Annotated in this window: 19 protein-coding genes and 1 tRNA gene; 11 read left to right on the top strand and 9 right to left on the bottom strand. The window is 69.7% G+C overall.

The window, feature by feature from the left end; all coding sequences use genetic code 11:
* The first annotated feature begins 57 nt into the window (after positions 1-57).
* Genes C6N31_RS06870 through C6N31_RS06860 form a run of 3 tightly spaced genes read left to right on the top strand, consistent with a single transcriptional unit; the run spans position 58 to position 3,087 of the window.
* Entirely contained in the window at positions 58-669 is a 612-nt protein-coding gene (locus tag C6N31_RS06870) for a TetR/AcrR family transcriptional regulator (RefSeq protein WP_138351207.1), read from the top strand.
* Entirely contained in the window at positions 653-2,287 is a 1,635-nt protein-coding gene (locus C6N31_RS06865) for an acyl-CoA dehydrogenase family protein (protein ID WP_198357261.1), read from the top strand. Before C6N31_RS06870 ends, C6N31_RS06865 begins: the two co-directional genes overlap by 17 nt.
* Positions 2,284-3,087, top strand: coding sequence for a crotonase/enoyl-CoA hydratase family protein (locus C6N31_RS06860; RefSeq protein ID WP_198357260.1), 804 nt, complete (start codon positions 2,284-2,286; stop codon positions 3,085-3,087). Before C6N31_RS06865 ends, C6N31_RS06860 begins: the two co-directional genes overlap by 4 nt.
* Positions 3,088-3,250: 163 nt before the next feature.
* Here C6N31_RS06860 and C6N31_RS06855 read toward each other — a convergent pair.
* Positions 3,251-3,333: transfer RNA gene (locus C6N31_RS06855), tRNA-Leu, on the bottom strand.
* A 414-nt stretch (positions 3,334-3,747) separates the two neighbouring features.
* Here C6N31_RS06855 and C6N31_RS06850 point away from each other — a divergent pair.
* The 6 genes from C6N31_RS06850 to pknB all read left to right on the top strand — a co-directional run bounded on the left by C6N31_RS06850 (position 3,748) and on the right by pknB (position 11,698).
* Positions 3,748-4,608, top strand: a complete 861-nt coding sequence (locus C6N31_RS06850; protein ID WP_138351204.1) for an FHA domain-containing protein — start codon at positions 3,748-3,750, stop codon at positions 4,606-4,608.
* 10 nt (positions 4,609-4,618) lie between these two features.
* Positions 4,619-5,134 (top strand): FHA domain-containing protein FhaB/FipA, encoded by a 516-nt coding sequence (locus C6N31_RS06845; protein ID WP_138351203.1) that lies wholly within the window; start codon positions 4,619-4,621, stop codon positions 5,132-5,134.
* A gap of 51 nt (positions 5,135-5,185) precedes the next feature.
* Complete coding sequence (locus C6N31_RS06840; RefSeq protein ID WP_269283049.1) at positions 5,186-6,694, top strand: PP2C family protein-serine/threonine phosphatase; 1,509 nt, start codon at positions 5,186-5,188, stop codon at positions 6,692-6,694.
* A gap of 22 nt (positions 6,695-6,716) precedes the next feature.
* Positions 6,717-8,099 (top strand): FtsW/RodA/SpoVE family cell cycle protein, encoded by a 1,383-nt coding sequence (locus C6N31_RS06835; RefSeq protein ID WP_138351201.1) that lies wholly within the window; start codon positions 6,717-6,719, stop codon positions 8,097-8,099.
* Entirely contained in the window at positions 8,096-9,559 is a 1,464-nt protein-coding gene (locus C6N31_RS06830) for a peptidoglycan D,D-transpeptidase FtsI family protein (RefSeq protein WP_138351200.1), read from the top strand. Before C6N31_RS06835 ends, C6N31_RS06830 begins: the two co-directional genes overlap by 4 nt.
* Before the next feature lie 177 nt (positions 9,560-9,736).
* Complete coding sequence (gene pknB / locus C6N31_RS06825) at positions 9,737-11,698, top strand: Stk1 family PASTA domain-containing Ser/Thr kinase (protein WP_138351199.1); 1,962 nt, start codon at positions 9,737-9,739, stop codon at positions 11,696-11,698.
* Positions 11,699-11,790: 92 nt separating this feature from the next.
* Here the strand turns inward: pknB and C6N31_RS06820 are convergent, their stop codons facing one another.
* The 6 genes from C6N31_RS06820 to C6N31_RS06795 form a co-directional block, all read right to left on the bottom strand.
* The gene (locus C6N31_RS06820) at positions 11,791-12,483 is read right to left on the bottom strand and encodes a class E sortase (RefSeq protein ID WP_244809293.1); all 693 of its coding nucleotides are present in this window, start codon (positions 12,481-12,483) and stop codon (positions 11,791-11,793) included.
* Between the two features lie 43 nt (positions 12,484-12,526).
* Positions 12,527-14,041, bottom strand: a complete 1,515-nt coding sequence (locus C6N31_RS06815; RefSeq protein WP_269282808.1) for a class E sortase — start codon at positions 14,039-14,041, stop codon at positions 12,527-12,529.
* Positions 14,038-14,676 carry an aminodeoxychorismate/anthranilate synthase component II gene (locus C6N31_RS06810; RefSeq protein ID WP_138351196.1) on the bottom strand — a complete coding sequence of 213 codons (639 nt, stop codon included), beginning with the start codon at positions 14,674-14,676 and terminating at the stop codon, positions 14,038-14,040. The genes C6N31_RS06815 and C6N31_RS06810 overlap by 4 nt, the downstream gene beginning before the upstream one ends.
* The gene (locus tag C6N31_RS06805) at positions 14,673-14,867 is read right to left on the bottom strand and encodes a hypothetical protein (RefSeq protein ID WP_138351195.1); all 195 of its coding nucleotides are present in this window, start codon (positions 14,865-14,867) and stop codon (positions 14,673-14,675) included. Before C6N31_RS06805 ends, C6N31_RS06810 begins: the two co-directional genes overlap by 4 nt.
* Before the next feature lie 61 nt (positions 14,868-14,928).
* Complete coding sequence (locus C6N31_RS06800) at positions 14,929-15,651, bottom strand: class E sortase (RefSeq protein WP_138351194.1); 723 nt, start codon at positions 15,649-15,651, stop codon at positions 14,929-14,931.
* A 43-nt stretch (positions 15,652-15,694) separates the two neighbouring features.
* Positions 15,695-16,477 (bottom strand): DUF881 domain-containing protein, encoded by a 783-nt coding sequence (locus C6N31_RS06795; RefSeq protein ID WP_244809289.1) that lies wholly within the window; start codon positions 16,475-16,477, stop codon positions 15,695-15,697.
* A gap of 140 nt (positions 16,478-16,617) precedes the next feature.
* On the opposite strand from C6N31_RS06795, the gene crgA reads away from it, so the two are divergent.
* The gene (gene crgA, locus C6N31_RS06790; protein ID WP_138351193.1) at positions 16,618-16,872 is read left to right on the top strand and encodes a cell division protein CrgA; all 255 of its coding nucleotides are present in this window, start codon (positions 16,618-16,620) and stop codon (positions 16,870-16,872) included.
* Between the two features lie 265 nt (positions 16,873-17,137).
* On the opposite strand, the gene C6N31_RS06785 is transcribed toward crgA, so the two are convergent.
* Positions 17,138-17,986, bottom strand: coding sequence for a rhomboid family intramembrane serine protease (locus C6N31_RS06785; protein ID WP_138351192.1), 849 nt, complete (start codon positions 17,984-17,986; stop codon positions 17,138-17,140).
* A gap of 84 nt (positions 17,987-18,070) precedes the next feature.
* Positions 18,071-18,604 (bottom strand): peptidylprolyl isomerase, encoded by a 534-nt coding sequence (locus tag C6N31_RS06780; RefSeq protein ID WP_138351191.1) that lies wholly within the window; start codon positions 18,602-18,604, stop codon positions 18,071-18,073.
* Positions 18,605-18,843: 239 nt separating this feature from the next.
* On the opposite strand from C6N31_RS06780, the gene C6N31_RS06775 reads away from it, so the two are divergent.
* Positions 18,844-19,578 carry a DUF5324 family protein gene (locus tag C6N31_RS06775; RefSeq protein WP_138351190.1) on the top strand — a complete coding sequence of 245 codons (735 nt, stop codon included), beginning with the start codon at positions 18,844-18,846 and terminating at the stop codon, positions 19,576-19,578.
* Positions 19,579-19,622 lie beyond the last annotated feature (44 nt).

Below are 19,622 nucleotides of genomic sequence, written 5' to 3'. Positions count from 1 at the left end.
CGTGGCAGCCAGGACCGGGTCTTGATGAAGAACTGAATCACTGCTTCACTTCTACGCATGCCCTACCGCAGGACCCCCACCATCCAGGCGCGCCTCGACGCCCAGCGCGACGCCGTACTCCACGGAGCGGTCGAGCTGCTCGCCGAACGCGGATACGCCGCCTGCTCGGTGGCCGCGGTCGCCGAACGGGCGGGTATCGCGGCCGGCAGCGTGTACCGCTCGTTCCCCAGCAAGGCCGAGCTCGTCGCGGAGCTGTTCCGGGTGGTCTGCAGCCGGGAGGTCGAGGCCGTCCGGGCCGCCGCCAACCGGCCCGCCGACCTGCCCGACCGGGTCGCCGCGATCATCGAGACCTTCGCCGGACGGGCCCTGAAGTCACCGCGGCTGGCCTACGCCCTGCTCGCCGAGCCGGTCGACGCCGCCGTCGACGCCGAACGGCTCGTCTTCCGCCGCGCGTTCCGCGATGTGATCGCGGAACAGATCGCCGCCGGCGTCGCCTCCGGACGACTGCCGGCCCAGGACCCCCAGCTCACCGCCGCCGCCCTGGTGGGGGCCGTCGGAGAAGCCCTCGTGGGGCCGCTCGCCGACGGCGGCGCACCCGACGACCTGATCCCCGCCCTCGTCTCCTTCGCCCTACGCGCTCTGGGAGGACGCAATGCCGCAGACTCATGAGGTCACCAACCAAGCACCGCCCCTGACCGGCCACGATGTCGCCGCCGACGCCACCCTCATCGAGGGCCTGCACCGCCAGGGCGCCGGCTGGTCCGAGGACTCGCTGCACACCCTGGGAACGCTCGCCGGCACCGAACACGCCCAGGAATTGGGCCGGTTGGCCAACGAGAACGAACCGGTGCTGCGCACCCACGACCGGTACGGCAACCGCATCGACGAGGTCGAGTTCCACCCCGCGTGGCACGAACTGATGGACACCGCCGTCAGCCACGGCCTGCACGCGGCCCCCTGGCGCGACGACCGGCCCGGCGCCCATGTCGCCCGCGCCGCCAAGCTCTACGTCTGGGGCCAGGTCGAAGCCGGCCACATCTGCCCGGTCTCCATGACGTACGCCGTCGTCCCCGCCCTGCGCGCCAACCCCGCGCTCGCCGCCGCGTACGAGCCGCTGCTCGCCGCCCGCGAGTACGACTTCGGGCTCCGCGCCCCGGCCGGCAAGCGCGGTCTCATCGCCGGTATGTCGATGACCGAGAAGCAGGGCGGCTCGGACGTCCGCAGCAACACCACCCGGGCCGTTCCGGCCGGTGGCGAGGCCGGCACGTACACGCTGACCGGCCACAAGTGGTTCACGTCCGCGCCCATGTCGGACCTGTTCCTGACCCTCGCGCAGGCCCCCGGCGGCCTCTCCTGCTTCCTGCTGCCGCGCGTCCTCCCCGACGGCACCCGCAACCGCATCCAGCTGCAGCGCCTCAAGGACAAGCTCGGCAACCGCTCCAACGCCTCCGCCGAGATCGAGTACGACGGCGCCCTCGGGTATCTCGTCGGCGAGGAGGGCCGCGGGGTCCGCACCATCATCGACATGGTCAACCTGACCCGTCTGGACTGCGTCCTGGGCACCGCCACCGCCATGCGTGCCGGGCTGATCCGGGCCGTCCACCACACCGCGCACCGCTCGGCGTTCGGTGCCCCGCTCATCGACCAGCCGCTGATGCGCAACGTCCTGTCGGACCTCGCCGTCGAGTCCGAGGCCGCCACCACCGTGGCGTTCCGGCTGGCCGGCGCCACCGACCGCGCGGCGCGCGGCGACGCCGCCGAGGAGTCCTTCCGCCGGCTGGCGCTCGCCGTCACCAAGTACTGGGTGTGCAAACGCGGCCCTGTGCACGCCGCGGAAGCCCTCGAATGCCTCGGCGGCAACGGCTACATCGAGGAATCGGGCATGCCCCGCCTCTACCGCGAGGCACCGCTGCTGTCGGTCTGGGAGGGCTCGGGCAACGTCTCCGCGCTCGACGCACTGCGCGCGATGGCCCGTCAGCCCGACTCCGTCGAGGCGTTCTTCGCCGAGATCGACCTGGCGGCGGGCGCCGACCGGCGGCTGGACGCGTCCGTGGCGGAGCTCAAGAAGGAGCTCGGCGACCTCACCGACCTCGAATTCCGCACCCGCCGCATCGTGGAGTCGATGGCGCTGGTCCTGCAGGGCTCGCTGCTCGTCCGGTACGGCAGCCCCGCGGCCGACGCCTTCTGCGCCTCCCGGCTCGGCGGCGACCACGGCCGCGCCTTCGGCACCCTCCCCGCCGGCACCGACACCGCACCCCTCATCGACCGCGCCCGCCACCTCCTGTGACCGCCCCCGACGACGCGCCGGAAGACCCCGCCGACGCCCCGGTCCAGGTCGAGCGCGACGGCCCCGTCACCACCGTCGTCCTGAACCGCCCCGGGGCGCGCAACGCCGTCGACGGCCCCACCGCCGCCGCCCTCGCCGCAGCCTTCCGGGACTTCGACGCCGACCCCGACGCCGCCGTCGCCGTCCTGTGGGGCCGGGGCGGCACGTTCTGCGCCGGCGCGGACCTCAAGGCCGTCGGCACCGCCCGCGGCAACCGGGTCGCCGAGGACGGCGACGGCCCGATGGGACCCACCCGGCTGCGGCTCTCCAAACCCGTCATCGCCGCGATCAGCGGCCACGCCGTCGCGGGCGGACTGGAACTCGCCCTGTGGTGCGATCTGCGGGTCGCCGAGGAGGACGCCATCCTCGGCGTCTTCTGCCGCCGCTGGGGCGTTCCGCTGATCGACGGCGGCACCGTCCGGCTGCCCCGCCTCATCGGCGAGAGCCGGGCGACGGACCTGATCCTCACCGGCCGCCCGGTACCCGCCCCCGAGGCCCACGCCATCGGCCTCGTCAACCGCCTGGTACCCCCCGGCGAAGCCCTGCGGGCCGCCCGCGAACTCGCCGCCGACATCGCCCGCTACCCCGCCGCCTGCATGCGCGCCGACCGAGAGTCCACCCGCACCCAAGCCGGCCTCCCCGAACCCGAAGCCCTCCGCCAAGAACTCCACAACGCCTCCGCCGCCCTCGCCGGAATCACCGAAGGCGCCCACCGCTTCACCTCCGGCCTCGGCCGCCACGGCGACTTCGACACCATCTGACGACCCGCCGACGGTGATGTGCGGCACGAACAAGTGCCGCACATCACACCGACCCGCCGCACACCGGCCGGAGCACAGGACACCGAACCACCCGGACAACGAAAAACGGCCCCTCCGAGCGACTTTCGTCACTCCGGAGAGACCGTTCAACGGTTCTACTCTGTGCGCGAGGGGGGATTTGAACCCCCACGTCCCGAAGGACACTGGCACCTGAAGCCAGCGCGTCTGCCGTTCCGCCACTCGCGCAATAAGTGGCGCCGGTCGATGCTCCTTCACTCTCCGGACCGTGGTCCGGGCAGTGCGGGAGCGCCTTCCGACTCGAGAAGATTAGCACGGCGGCAGGGGTGGAATCACACCCGTTTCCGCCCGCCCACCGGGGCGGACACGGCCCGGGGCCGGAGCCCGTCCGGGTGTCGGGCTCCGAAGGCGTCCGCGCCGTGTACCCCGGCTCCCACCGGGCAGGGTTGTCCGGAGAGCACCGCGCTGTACGGCCGCGCCCCCGGTTGCGGGACACTGGACAGGAGCCGCATCTACCATCCGAGTGGACCGTGTGAGGGTTGACACTGCTCCGTCCCACGGGATCGGGGAACCAGCCGTTTTCCCGGCGCGTGGATACGATCAGTAAGCAGTATCGGAAGAGCCCGAGGAGGGAGGTGCCCCATGGGAGTAATGAAGCGCTTCGAGCAGCGTCTCGAGGGCTTTGTGAACGGCACCTTCGCCAAGGTGTTCAAGAGCGAGGTCCAACCGGTCGAGATCGCGGGCGCGCTCCAGCGTGAGTGCGACAACAACGCCACGATCTGGAACCGCGACCGCACTGTGGTGCCCAACGACTTCATCGTCGAGCTGAGCACGCCCGACTTCGAGCGACTCAGTCCGTACTCCGTGCAGCTCGGCGAGGAACTCGCCGGCATGGTGAAGGACTACGCCAAGCAGCAGCGCTACACCTTCATGGGCGGCATCAAGGTCCACCTGGAGAAGGCCGACGACCTCGACACCGGCCTGTACCGGGTGCGCAGCCGCACGCTCGCGTCCAGCGAGTCCCAGCAACCGCAGCCCCACCAGCAACAGCAGCCGCAGCCGATGCAGCGGCACGAGCCGCCGCGCACCGCGGCGCCGTATCGTCCCTCGGGACCGCCCCCGATGCCGGCGGGACCGCCTCCGGGCGGACGTGCCGGCGGACCGGCACCCGTGACGCGGCTGCCCGGCGCCGGATCGCCCTCGGGCGGTCCCGGCGGCGGCGCGGTGCGGCGCTGGATCGAGATCAACGGCAACCGGCACCAGATTTCCCGGCCGACGCTCGTTCTCGGCCGCAGCACCGAGGCTGATGTCAGGGTCGACGACCCCGGCGTCTCGCGCCGGCACTGCGAAATCAGGGTCGGATCGCCTTCCGTGGTCCAAGACCTCGGATCAACAAACGGCATTGTGGTGGACGGGCAGCACACCCAGCGCGCTACGCTCCGCGACGGCTCTCGCATCGTCGTCGGGAGCACCACCATCGTGTACCGGCAAGCCGAAGGGTGAAGCGGGGGCAATGTCAGAGCTGACCCTGACGGTCATGCGGTTGGGTTTCCTCGCCGTACTGTGGCTGTTCGTCATCGTCGCGGTACAGGTCATCAGAAGTGACCTGTTCGGGACCCGGGTGACCCAGCGCGCGGCACGGCGCGGGGCCGACCAGTCCCGCCCGCCGCAGCAGCGCCAACAACAGGCGCAGAACCAGCGGCAACAGCCGCAGAACAACCGACAGCGCCGTGGCGCCCCGACCAAGCTGGTCGTCGCCGAGGGCTCGCTGACGGGTACCACGGTCGCGTTGCAGGGCCAGACCATCACGCTCGGCCGGGCGCACGACTCAACAATCGTGCTCGACGACGACTACGCGTCCAGTCGGCATGCCAGGATCTACCCGGACCGGGACGGCCAGTGGATCGTCGAGGACCTCGGATCCACCAACGGCACTTATCTGGACCGGAATCGGCTGACCACGCCGACCCCGGTGCCGATCGGCGCGCCGATCCGCATCGGGAAGACCGTCATCGAGCTGCGGAAGTAGTCGCACAATGGGCGAGCGGAGCCAGCGAGCGAGAGGGTGGGCAGCGTGCGGATGTACCCGGAGCCGACGGGCGAGGTGCGCATGACTCTGAGCCTGCGTTTCGCCGCCGGTTCGCACAAGGGCATGATCCGGGAGGGCAACGAGGACTCCGGCTATGCCGGTCCGCGCCTGCTCGCGATCGCCGACGGCATGGGCGGCCAGGCGGCCGGTGAGGTCGCCTCGTCCGAGGTGATCTCCACCATCGTCACGCTCGACGACGACATTCCCGGTTCCGACATCCTGACGTCGCTCGGCACCGCCGTGCGGCGCGCCAACGACCAGCTGCGCGTCATGGTCGAGGAGGACCCACAGCTGGAGGGCATGGGCACCACGCTCACCGCTCTGCTGTGGACCGGGCAGCGGCTCGGTCTCGTCCACGTCGGCGACTCCCGCGCGTACCTGCTCCGCGACGGTCTGCTCACGCAGATCACGCAGGACCACACCTGGGTGCAGCGGCTCGTCGACGAGGGCCGGATCACCGAGGAGGAGGCCACCACCCACCCGCAGCGCTCCCTGCTGATGCGCGCGCTGGGCAGTGGCGAGCACGTGGAGCCGGACCTGTCGATCCGCGAGGTGCGGGTCGGCGACCGGTATCTGATCTGCTCCGACGGGCTCTCGGGTGTCGTCAGCCACCAGACGCTCGAGGACACCCTCGCGGGGTACCAGGCACCCAACGAGACCGTGCAGGAGCTGATCCAGCTCGCGCTGCGCGGTGGCGGCCCCGACAACATCACCTGCATCGTCGCCGACGTCCTGGACGTGGACGACAGCGACACGCTGGCCGGACAACTGAACGACACCCCGGTGGTCGTGGGCGCCGTCGCCGACAGCCAGCTGCCGCTCTCCGACCCGCGGCATCTGCAGACCCCGGCCGGCCGCGCCTCGGAGCTGGGCCGCACGCCCCCGCCGCAGCAGACGGGCCCCGCGGGCTCCTTCGGCCCGCCCGGCAGCGGCGATCCGACGATGGCCGGCGCGGCGCCGATGGGCTCCTTCGGCTCGTTCGACGACGCGGACCTCGACAAGCCGGTCAAGAAGCGCAAGTGGCTGAAGCGCTCGGTGATCCTGGTCGTCATCCTCGGCGTCATCGGCGGCGGCCTGTACGCCGGCTACCGCTGGACGCAGACCCAGTACTACGTCGGCGCCAAGGACCAGCACGTCGCCGTCTACCAGGGCATCGACCAGAAGCTGGCGTGGATCAGCCTGTCGAAGGTCCATCAGGACCGCCCCGAGATCGAACTCAAGTACCTGCCGGCCTACCAGCGCGACCAGGTCGAGGCCACGATCGCGCTGAGCAGCCTCGGCCAGGCCACCGACAAGGCCGACGAGCTGGCCAAGCAGGCCGACGTCTGCAAGAAGGTCGAAACGAGCAAGACCAACGCCGCGAAGGCCAAGGCCGCCGCGAAGGCGGCTCAGGACAAGCTGAACAAGCCGACCGGCACCGTCCCGACACCTGGCCCCACTGGCCCCACCCTCTCGCCCGACGAACAGAAGCTGGCCCCGCAGTGCGGCACCCAGCAGTAGTACGAGGAGGGGGCAGCTCTTCATGAGTGCCAGCAACACCAGCACCATCTCTTCCGTCGGCGCACCCAGCCGGCGCAACACCGAGCTCGCACTGCTCGTCTTCGCCGTTCTGATCCCGGTCTTCGCGTACGCCAACGTCGGCCTGGCCAAGGACGGCTCGCTGCCCGCCGGCCTGCTCGCCTACGGCCTCGGCCTCGGCCTGCTCGCGGGCATCGCGCACCTCATCGTGCGGAAGTTCGCGCCGTACGCGGACCCGCTGATGCTGCCGATCGCGACGCTGCTCAACGGCATGGGTCTGGTGTTCATCTGGCGGCTGGACCTGGAGCCCTCGCTGGGCAAGGCGATGGCGCCGACCCAGCTGATGTGGTCCACGCTCGGCGTCGCGCTCTTCGTCGCCGTGCTGGTCGTGCTCAAGGACCACCGGATCCTGCAGCGCTACACCTACATCTCCATGGTGGTGGCGCTGGTCCTGCTGATCATGCCGGTGTTCTTCCCCGGCATCAACGGCGCCAAGATCTGGGTCACCATCCCGGGTGTGGGTTCGCTGCAGCCCGGTGAGTTCGCGAAGATCATCATCACCGTCTTCTTCGCCGGCTACCTGATGGTCAAGCGGGACGCGCTGGCGCTCGCCAGCCGCCGCTTCATGGGCCTGTACCTGCCGCGCGGCCGCGACCTCGGCCCGATCCTGGTGCTGTGGGTGCTCAGCCTGCTGATCCTGGTCTTCGAGACCGACCTCGGCACCTCGCTGCTCTTCTTCGGCCTGTTCGTGATCATGCTGTACGTCGCCACCGAGCGCACCAGCTGGATCGTCTTCGGCCTGGTGCTGTCGGCCGCCGGCGCGGTCTTCGTCTCCACCTTCGAGCACCACGTCAAGGACCGCGTCGACAACTGGCTGAACCCGCTCGCGCTGGTCAACGGCGGGGTCACCGAGACCGCCCAGACGATGTACGCGTTCGGCTCCGGCGGCATGTTCGGCTCAGGACTGGGCCAGGGGTACTCCCGGCTCATCGGCGGTATCGCCCCGAAGAGCGACTACATCCTCGCCACCGTCGGCGAGGAGCTCGGCCTGGCCGGCCTGATGGGCGTCCTGCTGCTCTACGGGCTGCTCATCGAGCGCGGTGTCCGCACCGCCCTCGCGGCCCGCGACCCGTTCGGCAAGCTGCTCGCGATCGGCCTGTCGGGCGCCTTCGCGCTGCAGGTCTTCGTGGTCGCCGGCGGCGTCACCGGCCTCATCCCGCTGACCGGTATGACCATGCCGTTCCTCGCCCAGGGCGGTTCGTCCGTCATCGCGAACTGGGCCCTCGTGGCCATCCTGCTGCGCATCAGCGACACCGCGCGACGCCCGGCACCCAGCCCCGCCCCGTCAACCGATGCCGAACCGACCCAGGTGGTGCGCACCCAGTGAACAAGCCCCTGCGACGGGTCGCAGTCTTCTGCGGCCTGCTCGTCCTCGCCCTGCTGATCCGCGTCAACTATGTGCAGTTCGTCACGGGTGACGAACTGGCGAACGACAAGCACAACCGGCGCGTGAGCATCAACCAGTTCGCCCAGCCGCGCGGCGACATCGTCGTCGGCGACAAGTCGCTCACCGGCAGCGTCGAGACGCCCGGCAGCGACTTCAAGTACAAGGCGACCTTCAAGGACGGCCCCATGTGGGCCCCCGTCACCGGCTACGCCTCGCAGGCCTACCAGACGTCGTTCCTCGAAGGCGTCTACGACAAGTTCCTCACCGGCAACGACGACCGGCTCTTCTTCAACCGCACCATCGACATGCTGACCGGCAAGGAGAAGCAGGGCGGCAAGGTCATCACGACCCTGAACGCCAAGGCCCAGCTCGCCGCGTTCACCGGCCTCGGCAACAAGAAGGGCGCGGTCGCCGCGCTCGACCCCCGTACCGGCGCGATCCTGGCGCTGGCCAGCACGCCCTCGTACGACCCGTCGTCCATCGCCGGCACCTCCAAGAAGACCGACGAGAAGAACTGGCTGGCCCTGCAGAAGGCCAACAACCCCGACGACCCGATGCTCAACCGGGCGCTGCGCCAGGTCTACCCGCCCGGCTCGACGTTCAAGGTCGTCACCGCCGCCGCGGCGCTGGAGAACGGCCTCTACACCGACGTCGACGCCGAGACCAGGTCGCCACTGCCCTACAAGCTGCCGCAGAGCTCGCGGAACCTGGAGAACGAGGGCGACCTGCCGTGCAAGAACGCCTCGCTGCGGGTGGCCCTGAAGGTGTCCTGCAACACCGTCTTCGGCCGCATCGGTCAGGACCTCGGTAAGGACAAGATGCGCGAGGAGGCCGAGAAGTTCGGCTTCAACAAGGAGATCCTGACCCCGGTCCGCGCCGACGCCAGCGTCTACTCCAAGAACATGGACGAGCCGTCCAACGTGCTCTCCGCGATCGGCCAGTACAACACCGCGGCCACCCCGCTGCAGATGGCCATGGTCGCCGCCGCCATCGCCAACGACGGCAAGCTCATGCAGCCGTACATGGTGGACAAGCTGCAGGCGCCGAACCTGAACGTGATCGAGCAGACGAAGCCCGAGACGTACTCGCAGCCGGTGTCGGCCGCCAACGCCCAGAAGCTCCAGCAGATGATGGAGACCGTGGTCAAGGAGGGCACCGGCACGAACGCCCAGATCGACGGCGTCACCGTCGGCGGCAAGACCGGCACCGCGCAGAACGGTGTCGGCAACAGCAAGAACCCGTACGCCTGGTTCATCTCGTACGCCAAGACCGCCGACGGCTCCCCGGTCGCCGTCGCCGTCGTCGTTGAGGACTCCGACGCCTCCCGTGGCGACATCTCCGGTGGCGGCCTGGCCGCGCCGATCGCCAAGAAGGTCATGGAGGCCGTACTGAACAAGTGACGCGGGGAACGTGACGCACGTCACCCACCGGGCAGTTTCCACCCCATAACCACCCCATCGCCGCACGTGGCGATACCGGTCGGATATCGGGACCCGGTCACGTCCCGGATCCATCGAGCGTGCCGGGTACCGTATGCCCGAGCATCCACAGGGCACGGTTAGGGAAGGGCAAGAGCTATGGAAGAGCCGCGTCGCCTCGGCGGCCGGTACGAGCTGGGTTCGGTGCTCGGCCGCGGTGGTATGGCCGAGGTGTACCTCGCCCACGACACCCGGCTCGGCCGCTCCGTCGCTGTGAAGACGCTCCGGGTGGATCTCGCCCGCGACCCGTCCTTCCAGGCCCGGTTCCGCCGTGAGGCCCAGTCGGCCGCCTCCCTGAACCATCCGTCGATCGTCGCCGTGTACGACACCGGCGAGGACTACGTCGACGGTATCTCGATCCCTTACATCGTCATGGAGTACGTCGACGGCTCCACCCTCCGCGAACTGCTGCACTCCGGGCGCAAGCTGCTGCCCGAGCGCTCGCTGGAGATGACCGTCGGCATCCTGCAGGCCCTGGAGTACTCGCACCGCGCCGGCATCGTGCACCGTGACATCAAGCCCGCGAACGTGATGCTCACCCGCAACGGCCAGGTCAAGGTCATGGACTTCGGCATCGCCCGCGCCATGGGCGACTCCGGCATGACGATGACGCAGACCTCCGCCGTCATCGGCACCGCCCAGTACCTCTCTCCCGAGCAGGCCAAGGGCGAGCAGGTCGACGCCCGCTCCGACCTCTACTCGGCCGGCTGCCTGCTGTACGAGCTGCTGACCGTGCGCCCGCCGTTCGTCGGCGACTCCCCGGTGGCCGTGGCGTACCAGCACGTGCGCGAGGACCCGCAGCCCCCGTCGGTCTGGGATCCCGAGATCACCCCCGAGATGGACGCCATCGTCCTCAAGGCGCTGGCGAAGGACCCGGACTACCGGTACCAGTCCGCCGACGAGATGCGCGCGGACATCGAGTCGTACCTCGACGGCCAGCCCGTGGGGGCGACCGCCGCCATGGGATCCGTCGGCTACGGCGGGTACGGGGACGGCGCGGCGACCACGGCGCTGCCCTCGCAGAACCCCGCGACCTCCATGCTTCCCCCGGTCCGCGACGACGACGGGGGCTACGGCTACGACGACCGTCCCGACCGCCGCCGGCAGAAGAAGAACCACACCTCGACCGTGCTGCTGGTGCTGGCCGGCATCCTCGTCCTGGTCGGCGCGATCTTCCTGGGCCAGGCGCTGTTCAACAAGAAGGGCGCGCCGGATTCCCTGACGGCCCCGAACCTCGTCGGCAAGTCCTTCGCCGACGCCCAGAGCGCGGCCGCCAACCTCGACCCGGCCATCAAGGTCGTCAAGGGCGAGACCAAGTTCTGCGACGCCCAGCCGGCGAACTCGGTCTGCGACCAGCTGCCGAAGGCCAACGACCCGCTCGCGGCCGACAAGACGATCACGGTCTCCATCTCCAAGGGCGTCGCCCCGACCTCCGTCCCGGACGTCGTCAACGACAAGTTCGAGGACGCCAAGAAGACCCTTGAGGACAAGGGATTCCAGGTCAAGGAGGTGACCGAGACGTCCAACACCAAGGACGACGGCACGGTCACCAAGCAGGACCCCGCGGGCGGCACCCTCAAGCCGAAGGACACGGTCGTCACGCTGACCGTCGCCAAGAAGCCCGAGGAGATCACGGTCAAGGACGTCACGCAGATGCCCCTCGCCCAGGCGAAGCAGACGCTCATCGACCAGGGTCTGAAGGTGCGGACCCAGGACGAGGAGTCGGCCGACAAGCCGGTGGGCTCCATCATCCGGCAGGACCCGGCGGGCGGCAGCACGGCCCAACCGGACCAGACGGTCACCCTGTTCATCGCCAAGGCGCCGCAGCAGCAGAACCTCACCGTCCCCGGTGACCTGGTCGGCAAGACGCTGAAGGACGCCAAGAACCAGCTGGAGGGCATGGGCCTGAAGGTCCAGGTCCTCGGCCCCAAGAAGGACGACGCGGTCGTCGCCCAGTCCTTCCCGCAGGCGAACCAGCCCGTCCAGCAGGGCGGCACGGTCCAGCTCTTCACCACCGGTGGAACCGGCGGCGGGGACAACGGCGGCCTGTTCGGCAACTGACAGCGCCGGACCGGGCAGCAACCGGAGCACGAGCACAACGAGGGGGCCACGGACACCGCGTCCGTGGCCCCTTCGTGCTGCTGCTCCGTCTGTCAGCCCAGTTCGGCGGGCGGGGTGCGGTTCGCGTCGACCTTGTCGGTGCGGACCAGTTCGGCCCAGACCACGTAGCGGTACCGGGAGGTGTAGACGGGGGTGCAGGTGGTCAGGGTGATGTAGCGGCCCGGCTTCTTCCTGCCGGAGTCCGCCGGGATCTGGTCGATGACGCCGACGTTGTACTTCGAGGTCTCGTCGAGGACCGAGTAGACCTTGTAGACGTACCAGGTGTCCTTGTCCTCGAAGACGACCGGATCGCCGTTCCTGAGCTTGTCGATGTTGTGGAACTTGGCGCCGTGGCCGTCCCGGTGGGCGGCGAGGGTGAAGTTGCCCTGCTTGTCCCACGGCATGGCCGACTTGACGGGCTGGTCGTAGTAGCCGGCGACGCCCTCGTTGAGGATGTCGGTGTCGGTGCCCTTCTTGACCAGGACCTCGAAGTTCCTGCCCATCGCGGGGACATGGAGGAACCCGATGCCGTCCTTGGTGTCGAGGCCGCGGGGGCCGGGGGCGGCCCAGCCCTGCCGGACCTTGTCGCCGTCCCGCTTCGCGTGGCGATCGGCTATCACGTTCGTCCACCACAGCGAGTAGACGACGAACAGGGCGAGCACCAGCCCTGCGGTGATCAGCAGTTCACCGATCACACTGATGATGGCCGCGACCGGGCCCCGCCCGCCGCGATTGGTCGTCGTCACCGCTGTTCCGTTCTGTGGCAGTCCGTTGTCCGGCCGGGGCCGGTCAGTCGGGCAGCGCGGCAGGCTTGCCCTGACTGCGCGGCCGTTCCTCGACCATCTTGCCCCAGACGATCATCCGGTAGGTGCTGGTGAACTCCGGGGTGCAGGTGGTCAGGGTGATGTAGCGGCCCGGCTTGGTGAATCCGGAGCCCTGCGGGACCGGCTGGATCACCTTGACGTTCGAGGGGGAGGTGCTCGGCAGCACACTCGTCATCTCGTACGTGTAGTACGTGCTCTCGGTCTCGACCACGATCTTGTCGCCCGGCACCAGCTTGTTGATGTAACGGAACGGTTCTCCATGGGTGTTGCGGTGGGCCGCGAGCGCGAAGTTGCCCTGCTTGTCCCACGGCATCGCCGTCTTCAGCGCACCCGTGTAGTGGCCGATCATGCCCTTGTCCAGGACGCTGTGCTTGGAGACGCCCTCGGCGATCGGGGCCTTCACATCCAGTTTGGGTATGTACATGATCGCGAAGCCCTGGCCGGGGGAGAAGGCGTCGGCCTTGCGGTCGTCGTTCTTCTTCGCGCTCTTGTCGTTGTTCCACTGGTTCTGCAGCGCGCTGGTCGCACCGCTGGCCTGCTGATGGGCGCGGATGTTGGTCCACCAGAGCTGGTACGTCACGAAGAGCAGCATCAGCACGCCGACCGAGATGAACACCTCGCCGATCACCCGGCTGAGGATCACCGCGGCGCTGTCCTTGGCCGCCCGCTCCGCCCGTCGGGCCTCCAGGCGGGTCATGGGGACCGCCGGAGCCGCCTGGGCGCTCTCGGAGGCCGTGGAGGCGGTGGAGGCCCCGGAAGCCGCCCGGCCCCTGGCGCGGTGCCCAGCGCCCTGCTTGGCCGCCTTACGGCGCTCGGCACGGCCGCCGGGCGCCGGAGCACCCGTCGTGGGAGTGCCCGTCGGCGTGGCCGCGGTTTCGTCCGCGGCGCCGGTCGCGCCGGGTGCTCCGGTCCCGGCCGGCTCGTCCGGCGTTCCGTCCGGGCGCACGGCCGGGAACTGCTCCGTCTCGCCGGGCACGCCCCTGCGCCGGACCCTGGGGGGCGCGGGCGCGGGGGTGGGCGCCGGTACCGGCGCGGGCGCCGGAGTGGATACGGCGGGCCCCGCGTCGTAACCGCTGGCGTACCCGCCCTCGTACGTCCTGCCGTATCCCTCGTCGTACGCGGCGGGCGCCTCGTCGTACGCGGGCGGCGGCGCGGGCGCCTGCTGCTCCGGCGATACGGACGTCTGCTGCGGCGCCTGCTGGGACGCCTGGTGGGACGCCTGGTGCGGCATCTCGTGCGGGCGGAACCAGGGGGAGCCGATGACCTCCTGGCCCGCGTCGGAGGCGTCGGCAGGTGCCGGTGGTGCGGGTGTTGACGGTGCTGCGGGTGTGGGAGGGGGTTCCGCCGCTTCGGCCGGCGCCCGAAGCGGCCCGCGGCCCGGAAGGGGGTCGCTGAGCGGGTCCGCGAGCTGTCCGACCGCCACCGCGAACTGCCCCGTGTCCTCGTAGGACGGGGGCTCGTCCGGGCGGAGCCCGGTCACGCCCCGGCCCTGCCGACCACGGGCGCCAGTCCCGTCGAACGGTCGGGGGCGCCTTCGTCTCCGCACGCCACCAGCCAGTTGGCGAGCATCAGATGGCCCCATTCGGTGAGCACCGACTCGGGGTGGAACTGGACGCCCTCGACAGCCGCGTCACGGTGCCGCAGCCCCATGATGATGCCGCTGTCGGTCCAGGCCGTGACCTCGAACTCCGGCGGCACGGTGTCCCGTTCGACCGCCAGTGAGTGGTAGCGCGTCGCGGTGAAGGGCGACGGCAGCCCGGCGAACACCCCGGTCCCGGTGTGCGTCACGGCCGAGGTCTTGCCGTGCAGCAGCTCGGGCGCCCGGTCGACCACGCCGCCGTAGGCGACGGCCATGGACTGCAGGCCCAGGCAGACGCCGAAGACCGGTACCCCGGTCTCCGCGCAGTGCCGGACCATGTCGATACAGACCCCGGCCTGCTCCGGCGCGCCGGGGCCGGGGGAGAGCAGCACCCCGTCGAAGCCGTCCTGCGCGTGCGCGAGCTCGACCTCGTCGTTGCGCAGCACCTCGCACTCGGCACCGAGCTGGTAGAGGTACTGGACCAGGTTGAAGACGAAGCTGTCGTAGTTGTCCACGACGAGGATGCGAGCGGTCATCGGACGGCGGCCATCCCGTTCGTCGCGTTCATACCGTTGTCCACGGTCACATCGTTGAACGGCAGCAGCGGTTCGGCCCACGGGAAGACGTACTGGAACAGGACGTACACGACAGCCAGGGCCAGCACGAGCGAGATCAGCGCTCTGAGCCACACGTTGCCCGGCAGATGCCGCCAGATCCAGCCGTACATGCGCTGCCTTCCTTCCCGGTTCCCCGGAACAGAGTAAGGGGAGATCGGCGGGACCGGTGGCCTACCCGGACAAACCCTTCGGCCGGCCCTGCTCGGCGGGGCTCACCGTCTCCAGGTGCGCCCAGGCGATGAGCCGGTGGCTGTGGCCCCACTCGGGGTCGCAGGTCGTCAGCGTCAGATAGCGGCCCGGCGCGGTCCAGCCGGACTCCCTCGGCACCGGGTCGATGACGCCGACGTCGGTGGGGACGGTACGGAAGGGGTCGCGGTCCAGGACGTACGTGTACCAGGACGTGCCGTCGAAGAGGTAGACGCGGTCGCCCTTGCGCAGCTTGGGGAAGTCCTTGAAGGGATCGCCGTAGGTGCGCCGGTGGCCGGCCACCGAGAAGTTGCCGGTCTCCCCGAGCCGCGCGGTGTCCGTGTAGTGCCCCAGCCCCTTCTTCAGCACGCCGGAGCCGGTGCCCTGCAGGACGGGCTTGTGCCAGCCGGAGCCGAGCCGGGGTATGTACATGACGGCGAACGACGTGCCGTTCCGGTACGGCGCCGGGGCCGCCGCAGGCGGGGCGGCGGACGGTGTGCCGCCCGTCGCGGTCGGGGCGGGGGTGGGTTCCGCGGGGGCCAGGGATCCGGTGGCCCAGGTGTTCTGCAGCCGGTCGAGCTCGCCGTTCATCGCGCTGTCCGCGCGCACGCCGGTCCAGAACAGGATGTAGACGACGAAGAGGACGATCAACGCACCCGCGGTGACGCACAGTTCGCTCAGCGTCCGCACCACCAGCCGGATCGCCATCGGCGCCCCCGCCCCCTCGCCCCGCCGCCGGTCGCGAATCCGGTCAGGAGACGGGCTTCGCGTAGTGGAGATCCACTGTGCCGGAGTAGCCGGGAAGAGTCACCCGGTTGTCCGCCCCCACTTTCCAGCCGAGCCCGTAGGCGTTGACGTACTGGAGGTAGTTCTGGATGGTCGCGTTCCGGTCGATGGCGGCGCGCAGCTTCTTCTGGTCACCCACAGCGGTGATTCTGTACGGCGGGGAGTAGACGCGGCCCTGGAGGATCAGGGTGTTGCCGACGCAGCGGACCGCGCTGGTGGAGATCAGCCGCTGGTCCATGACCCGGATGCCCACCGCTCCGCCCTCCCACAGCGCGTTGACCACGGCCTGCAGGTCCTGCTGGTGGATGACCAGGTCGTTGGGCTCCGGGTCGGGCACGCCGGGGACGAGCGCGGTGGCGTTCGGCGGGGCGTCGTTGAGGGTGACGTTCAGCGCCGGGCCGGTCAGCGCCTTCGTGCCGGCTTCCTCTTCGAGCGCATCGAGCTGCTTGCGGTTCGCGTCGGTGGCGCCGATGCCCTGGCGGGTGAGGGTGTCGACATCGTTCCGGACCGCGGTGAGCTGCTTCTCCAGCTCCTGGTTCCGGCTGCTCTGCTTGCGCACGTTGTCCGAGAGCTTGGGCAGCGGGTCGTCGCTGCGGATGTTGACGCCCTTGGCCGTGTCGAAGCTCATCCAGAAGATCAGTCCGGCGAGCGCGAAGACTCCCGCACTGAGCGTCCGCAGTACTACGGTGCGGGTGGAAGGACGAGCGGGAGAAGGACGGGAGGAGGGCGCGTCGCCGGAATCGGTCACCGTACCCTTGTCTCCTTCACACCCGAGGAAGCACTACGCTAACGGACGCCCGTCCGCGGTGGTGCCCCCACCCGCCCGGCCAGCCTCACATCCCCGACATCCCCGCGCGGTTACGCAGCGCATCGACAGGAGAGTCCCTCGTGCCGAAGTCACGGATCCGCAAGAAGGCCGACTTCACTCCGCCGCCGGAGAAGACGCAGTCGATAAAGCTCAAGTCCGGCTTCAACTGGGTCGCGCCCCTGATGCTGGCGCTCTTCGTCATCGGCCTGGCCTGGATCGTCCTCTTCTACGTCACGCAGGGCAGCCTGCCGGTCGACGCGCTGGGGAACTGGAACATCGTGGTGGGCTTCGGCTTCATCGCGGGCGGATTCGTGGTCTCCACGCAGTGGAAGTAGCCGGCTCCCGAGCTGGCCCGGACGGTTCTCCCCAGAGTTGTCCACACGGTTATCCACAGTGGGGAAAAGGTCGGAAGATCTGTGGATAACCTCTACGAGGTTGACGCCGGTGTGACCGGTGGCCGATGTGTCGGCCACCGGTCTTTCGTTGATCTTGCAGGGAAAACACGATGCGGTGACCGCACGCACACACGTTCCCCACAGGGTGCACAGGATCGGGTACTCGTTGTGGATAACGTCTGATCAACGCCAGTGGTAACGCCCTTCAGGCGGTGATCTGAGCCACGGCGATCCAGCTGGCCACGAGGGTGGCCGCCAGCACCGCCGCACAGGTCCCCCACTGCACCAGATCGCGCCGCTCGCGCGGTGCGTACGCCATCCCGATCGCGATCACCGTGCCGGCCGCGAGGCCGCCGAGGTGGCCCTGCCAGCTGACGTTCGACCAGGTGAAACTGAAGAACAGGTTCAGCCCGAGCAGGATCAGGATCGGCCGCATGTCCATCCGGCTGCGCCGCATGAAGACGGCGGTGGCCCCGAAGAGGCCGAAGATCGCCCCGGAGGCCCCCAGCGCGCCCGGGTACGGGGCGAGCAGCAGGACCAGAGCGCTGCCGCCGAGCCCCGAGATCAGATACAGCGCCAGATAGCGGGCCCGGCCGAGCGTGGCCTCCAGCGGCGCACCGATCCACCACAGCGTCAGCATGTTGAAGCCGATGTGCCAGTACTCCTGGTGCGCGAAGACCGAGCTGATCAGGCGGTACCACTGGTCGGGGCCCTCGGACACGCCGATGCAGTACTGCCGCACCACGGGGTCGCAGTACGCGTACAGCGACAGGTCACCGGCGAGCCGGTCGCCGAGCGCCTGCACCAGCACGAAGACCGCCAGGTTCAGCCCGATGAGGATCTTCGTGACCAGGTGCGGGTCGGCGGCCACCGTGCCGCCCACGACCGTACGCGGCGCGGGTGTCGTCCGCCGGGCCTCGCCCAGGCACTCCGGGCACTGGAAGCCCACCGAGGCGCTGACCATGCACTCCGGGCAGATCGGCCGCTCGCAACGGGTGCAGCGGATGCCGGTCTCGCGATCGGGGTGCCGGTAGCAGCAGACCGCCTGGTCCATGAGGTCCTCTTCCTGGGGACGCGCGTCGCCCTGCCCCTCCATACGGACGGGCAGGGCGCAGTGTTCCCGAAGAGTACGGCGCGATCAGCCCTCGCGGGTCTCGATCACGACCGACTCGATCACGACGTCCTGCACCGGGCGGTCGGTGCGCGGGTTGGTCGGGGTGGCGATGATCGCGTCCACGACCTTCTGGCTGGCCACGTCGGCGACCTCGCCGAAGATGCTGTGCTTGCGGGTCAGCCACGTGGTCGGGGAGACCGTGATGAAGAACTGGGAGCCGTTGGTGCCCGGGCCGGCGTTGGCCATCGCCAGCAGGTAGGGCTTGTCGAACCCGAGGTCGGGGTGGAACTCGTCCGCGAACTCGTAGCCCGGACCGCCGGTGCCGTTGCCCAGCGGGTCGCCGCCCTGGATCATGAAGCCGGTGATCACACGGTGGAACACCGTGCCGTCGTACAGCTTCGCGTTGGTCGGCTTGCCGGTCTTCGGGTCGGTCCACTCACGCGTGCCCTCGGCGAGCTCGACGAAGTTCTTCACCGTCTTCGGTGCGTGGTTCGGCAGGAGCCGGACCTCGATGTCCCCGTGGTTGGTCTTCAGGGTCGCATAGAGCTGCTCGGCCACGATCTACCTTCCATAGTCTTCGCTGACAGGGACAAATCCTCGCACGGACGGGGAGTGGCCGTCGGCTTCCCCGGCTCTATCGCGTACCGGCGCGCATCGTGGCATCGTCTGTGGGAGCTCTCCGTGTGCCCCGCCTTGACCCATATGCCCGGTCGCACATGCCGGACCGGCCCTAAACAGGCATGATTTCAAATCGGGTGGATAGGCGAAAACCGTACGCCACCGAGGAGGAGGTTCCTGTGACCCGCATCGACAGCGTGCGCAACGCAGCCGGGCAGACCAAGGACAGCATGCAGCACGCCGCTGAGGTGGTCGCTCCATACGCCGTCACCGCCAAGGACAACGCCGCGCACTACGCGGACGAGGCGAAGATCTGGCTGACGCCCCGAGTGGCGACCGCCGCGCAGAAGGCACACGCCGCACTACCGCCCAAGGTCGCTTCGGCTGTGGACACCGCGGCCGTGAAGGCCGCGCTGACCGCACGCCAGGCCAATGAGTACGCGGCCCCCCGGGTCGGACACGCGGTGGAGGTCACCCGTGCCGCCGCGGGCCCCGCCCGTGACGAGGCCCTGGCACGTGGCGCGGCCGCCCTGGCCGCACTGCAGGGCAGGGTGTCCGTCGCCGAGATCGACAAGCTGGGCCGGCAGCACCGTCGTCGTGCCAAGGCGGGCAAGGCCTTCAAGCGCCTTGTGGTGCTCGGCATGATCAGCGGGGCCGGTTACGCCGCGTGGAAGTGGTGGAGCAAGCAGACCAACCCGGACTGGCTGGTCGAGCCCGCCCCGCCGACCGAGGTCGCGGACCGGGCCACGCTCAACGGCAGCGGCCCGACCCTCGTCGGCATGGACCGTACGGACAAGGCCGACCCGCTCGACAAGGTCGACGGCTCGCCCGTGGAGCCCCTCGACCCCGAGGTACAGGCGAAGCAGGCCGAGGCGGACCGGGTCGATCGCCCGGATCACGGCGACGAATCCTGACCTCGCACCGCCCCTGACCCACGGTCCGGCCCTGAGCTCGGTCC

This window comes from Streptomyces fildesensis (assembly GCF_016107395.1).
In the GTDB taxonomy this organism is placed as follows: Bacteria; Actinomycetota; Actinomycetes; order Streptomycetales; family Streptomycetaceae; genus Actinacidiphila; species Actinacidiphila fildesensis.
Note: the sequence above shows the minus strand (reverse complement) of the source record. Positions and strands in the feature narration are given on the sequence as shown.

Bases quoted from the DNA above. Each gene is read 5' to 3' on its own strand.
- C6N31_RS06810 (WP_138351196.1), bottom strand. From the start codon at position 14,676: ATGACCGCTCGCATCCTCGTCGTGGACAACTACGACAGCTTCGTCTTC.
- C6N31_RS06865 (WP_198357261.1), top strand. From the start codon at position 653: ATGCCGCAGACTCATGAGGTCACCAACCAAGCACCGCCCCTGACCGGC.
- pknB (WP_138351199.1), top strand. From the start codon at position 9,737: ATGGAAGAGCCGCGTCGCCTCGGCGGCCGGTACGAGCTGGGTTCGGTG.
- C6N31_RS06845 (WP_138351203.1), top strand. From the start codon at position 4,619: ATGTCAGAGCTGACCCTGACGGTCATGCGGTTGGGTTTCCTCGCCGTA.
- C6N31_RS06835 (WP_138351201.1), top strand. From the start codon at position 6,717: ATGAGTGCCAGCAACACCAGCACCATCTCTTCCGTCGGCGCACCCAGC.
- C6N31_RS06850 (WP_138351204.1), top strand. From the start codon at position 3,748: ATGGGAGTAATGAAGCGCTTCGAGCAGCGTCTCGAGGGCTTTGTGAAC.
- C6N31_RS06805 (WP_138351195.1), bottom strand. From the start codon at position 14,867: ATGTACGGCTGGATCTGGCGGCATCTGCCGGGCAACGTGTGGCTCAGA.
- C6N31_RS06840 (WP_269283049.1), top strand. From the start codon at position 5,186: ATGTACCCGGAGCCGACGGGCGAGGTGCGCATGACTCTGAGCCTGCGT.
- C6N31_RS06870 (WP_138351207.1), top strand. From the start codon at position 58: ATGCCCTACCGCAGGACCCCCACCATCCAGGCGCGCCTCGACGCCCAG.
- C6N31_RS06785 (WP_138351192.1), bottom strand. From the start codon at position 17,986: ATGGACCAGGCGGTCTGCTGCTACCGGCACCCCGATCGCGAGACCGGC.
- C6N31_RS06800 (WP_138351194.1), bottom strand. From the start codon at position 15,651: ATGGCGATCCGGCTGGTGGTGCGGACGCTGAGCGAACTGTGCGTCACC.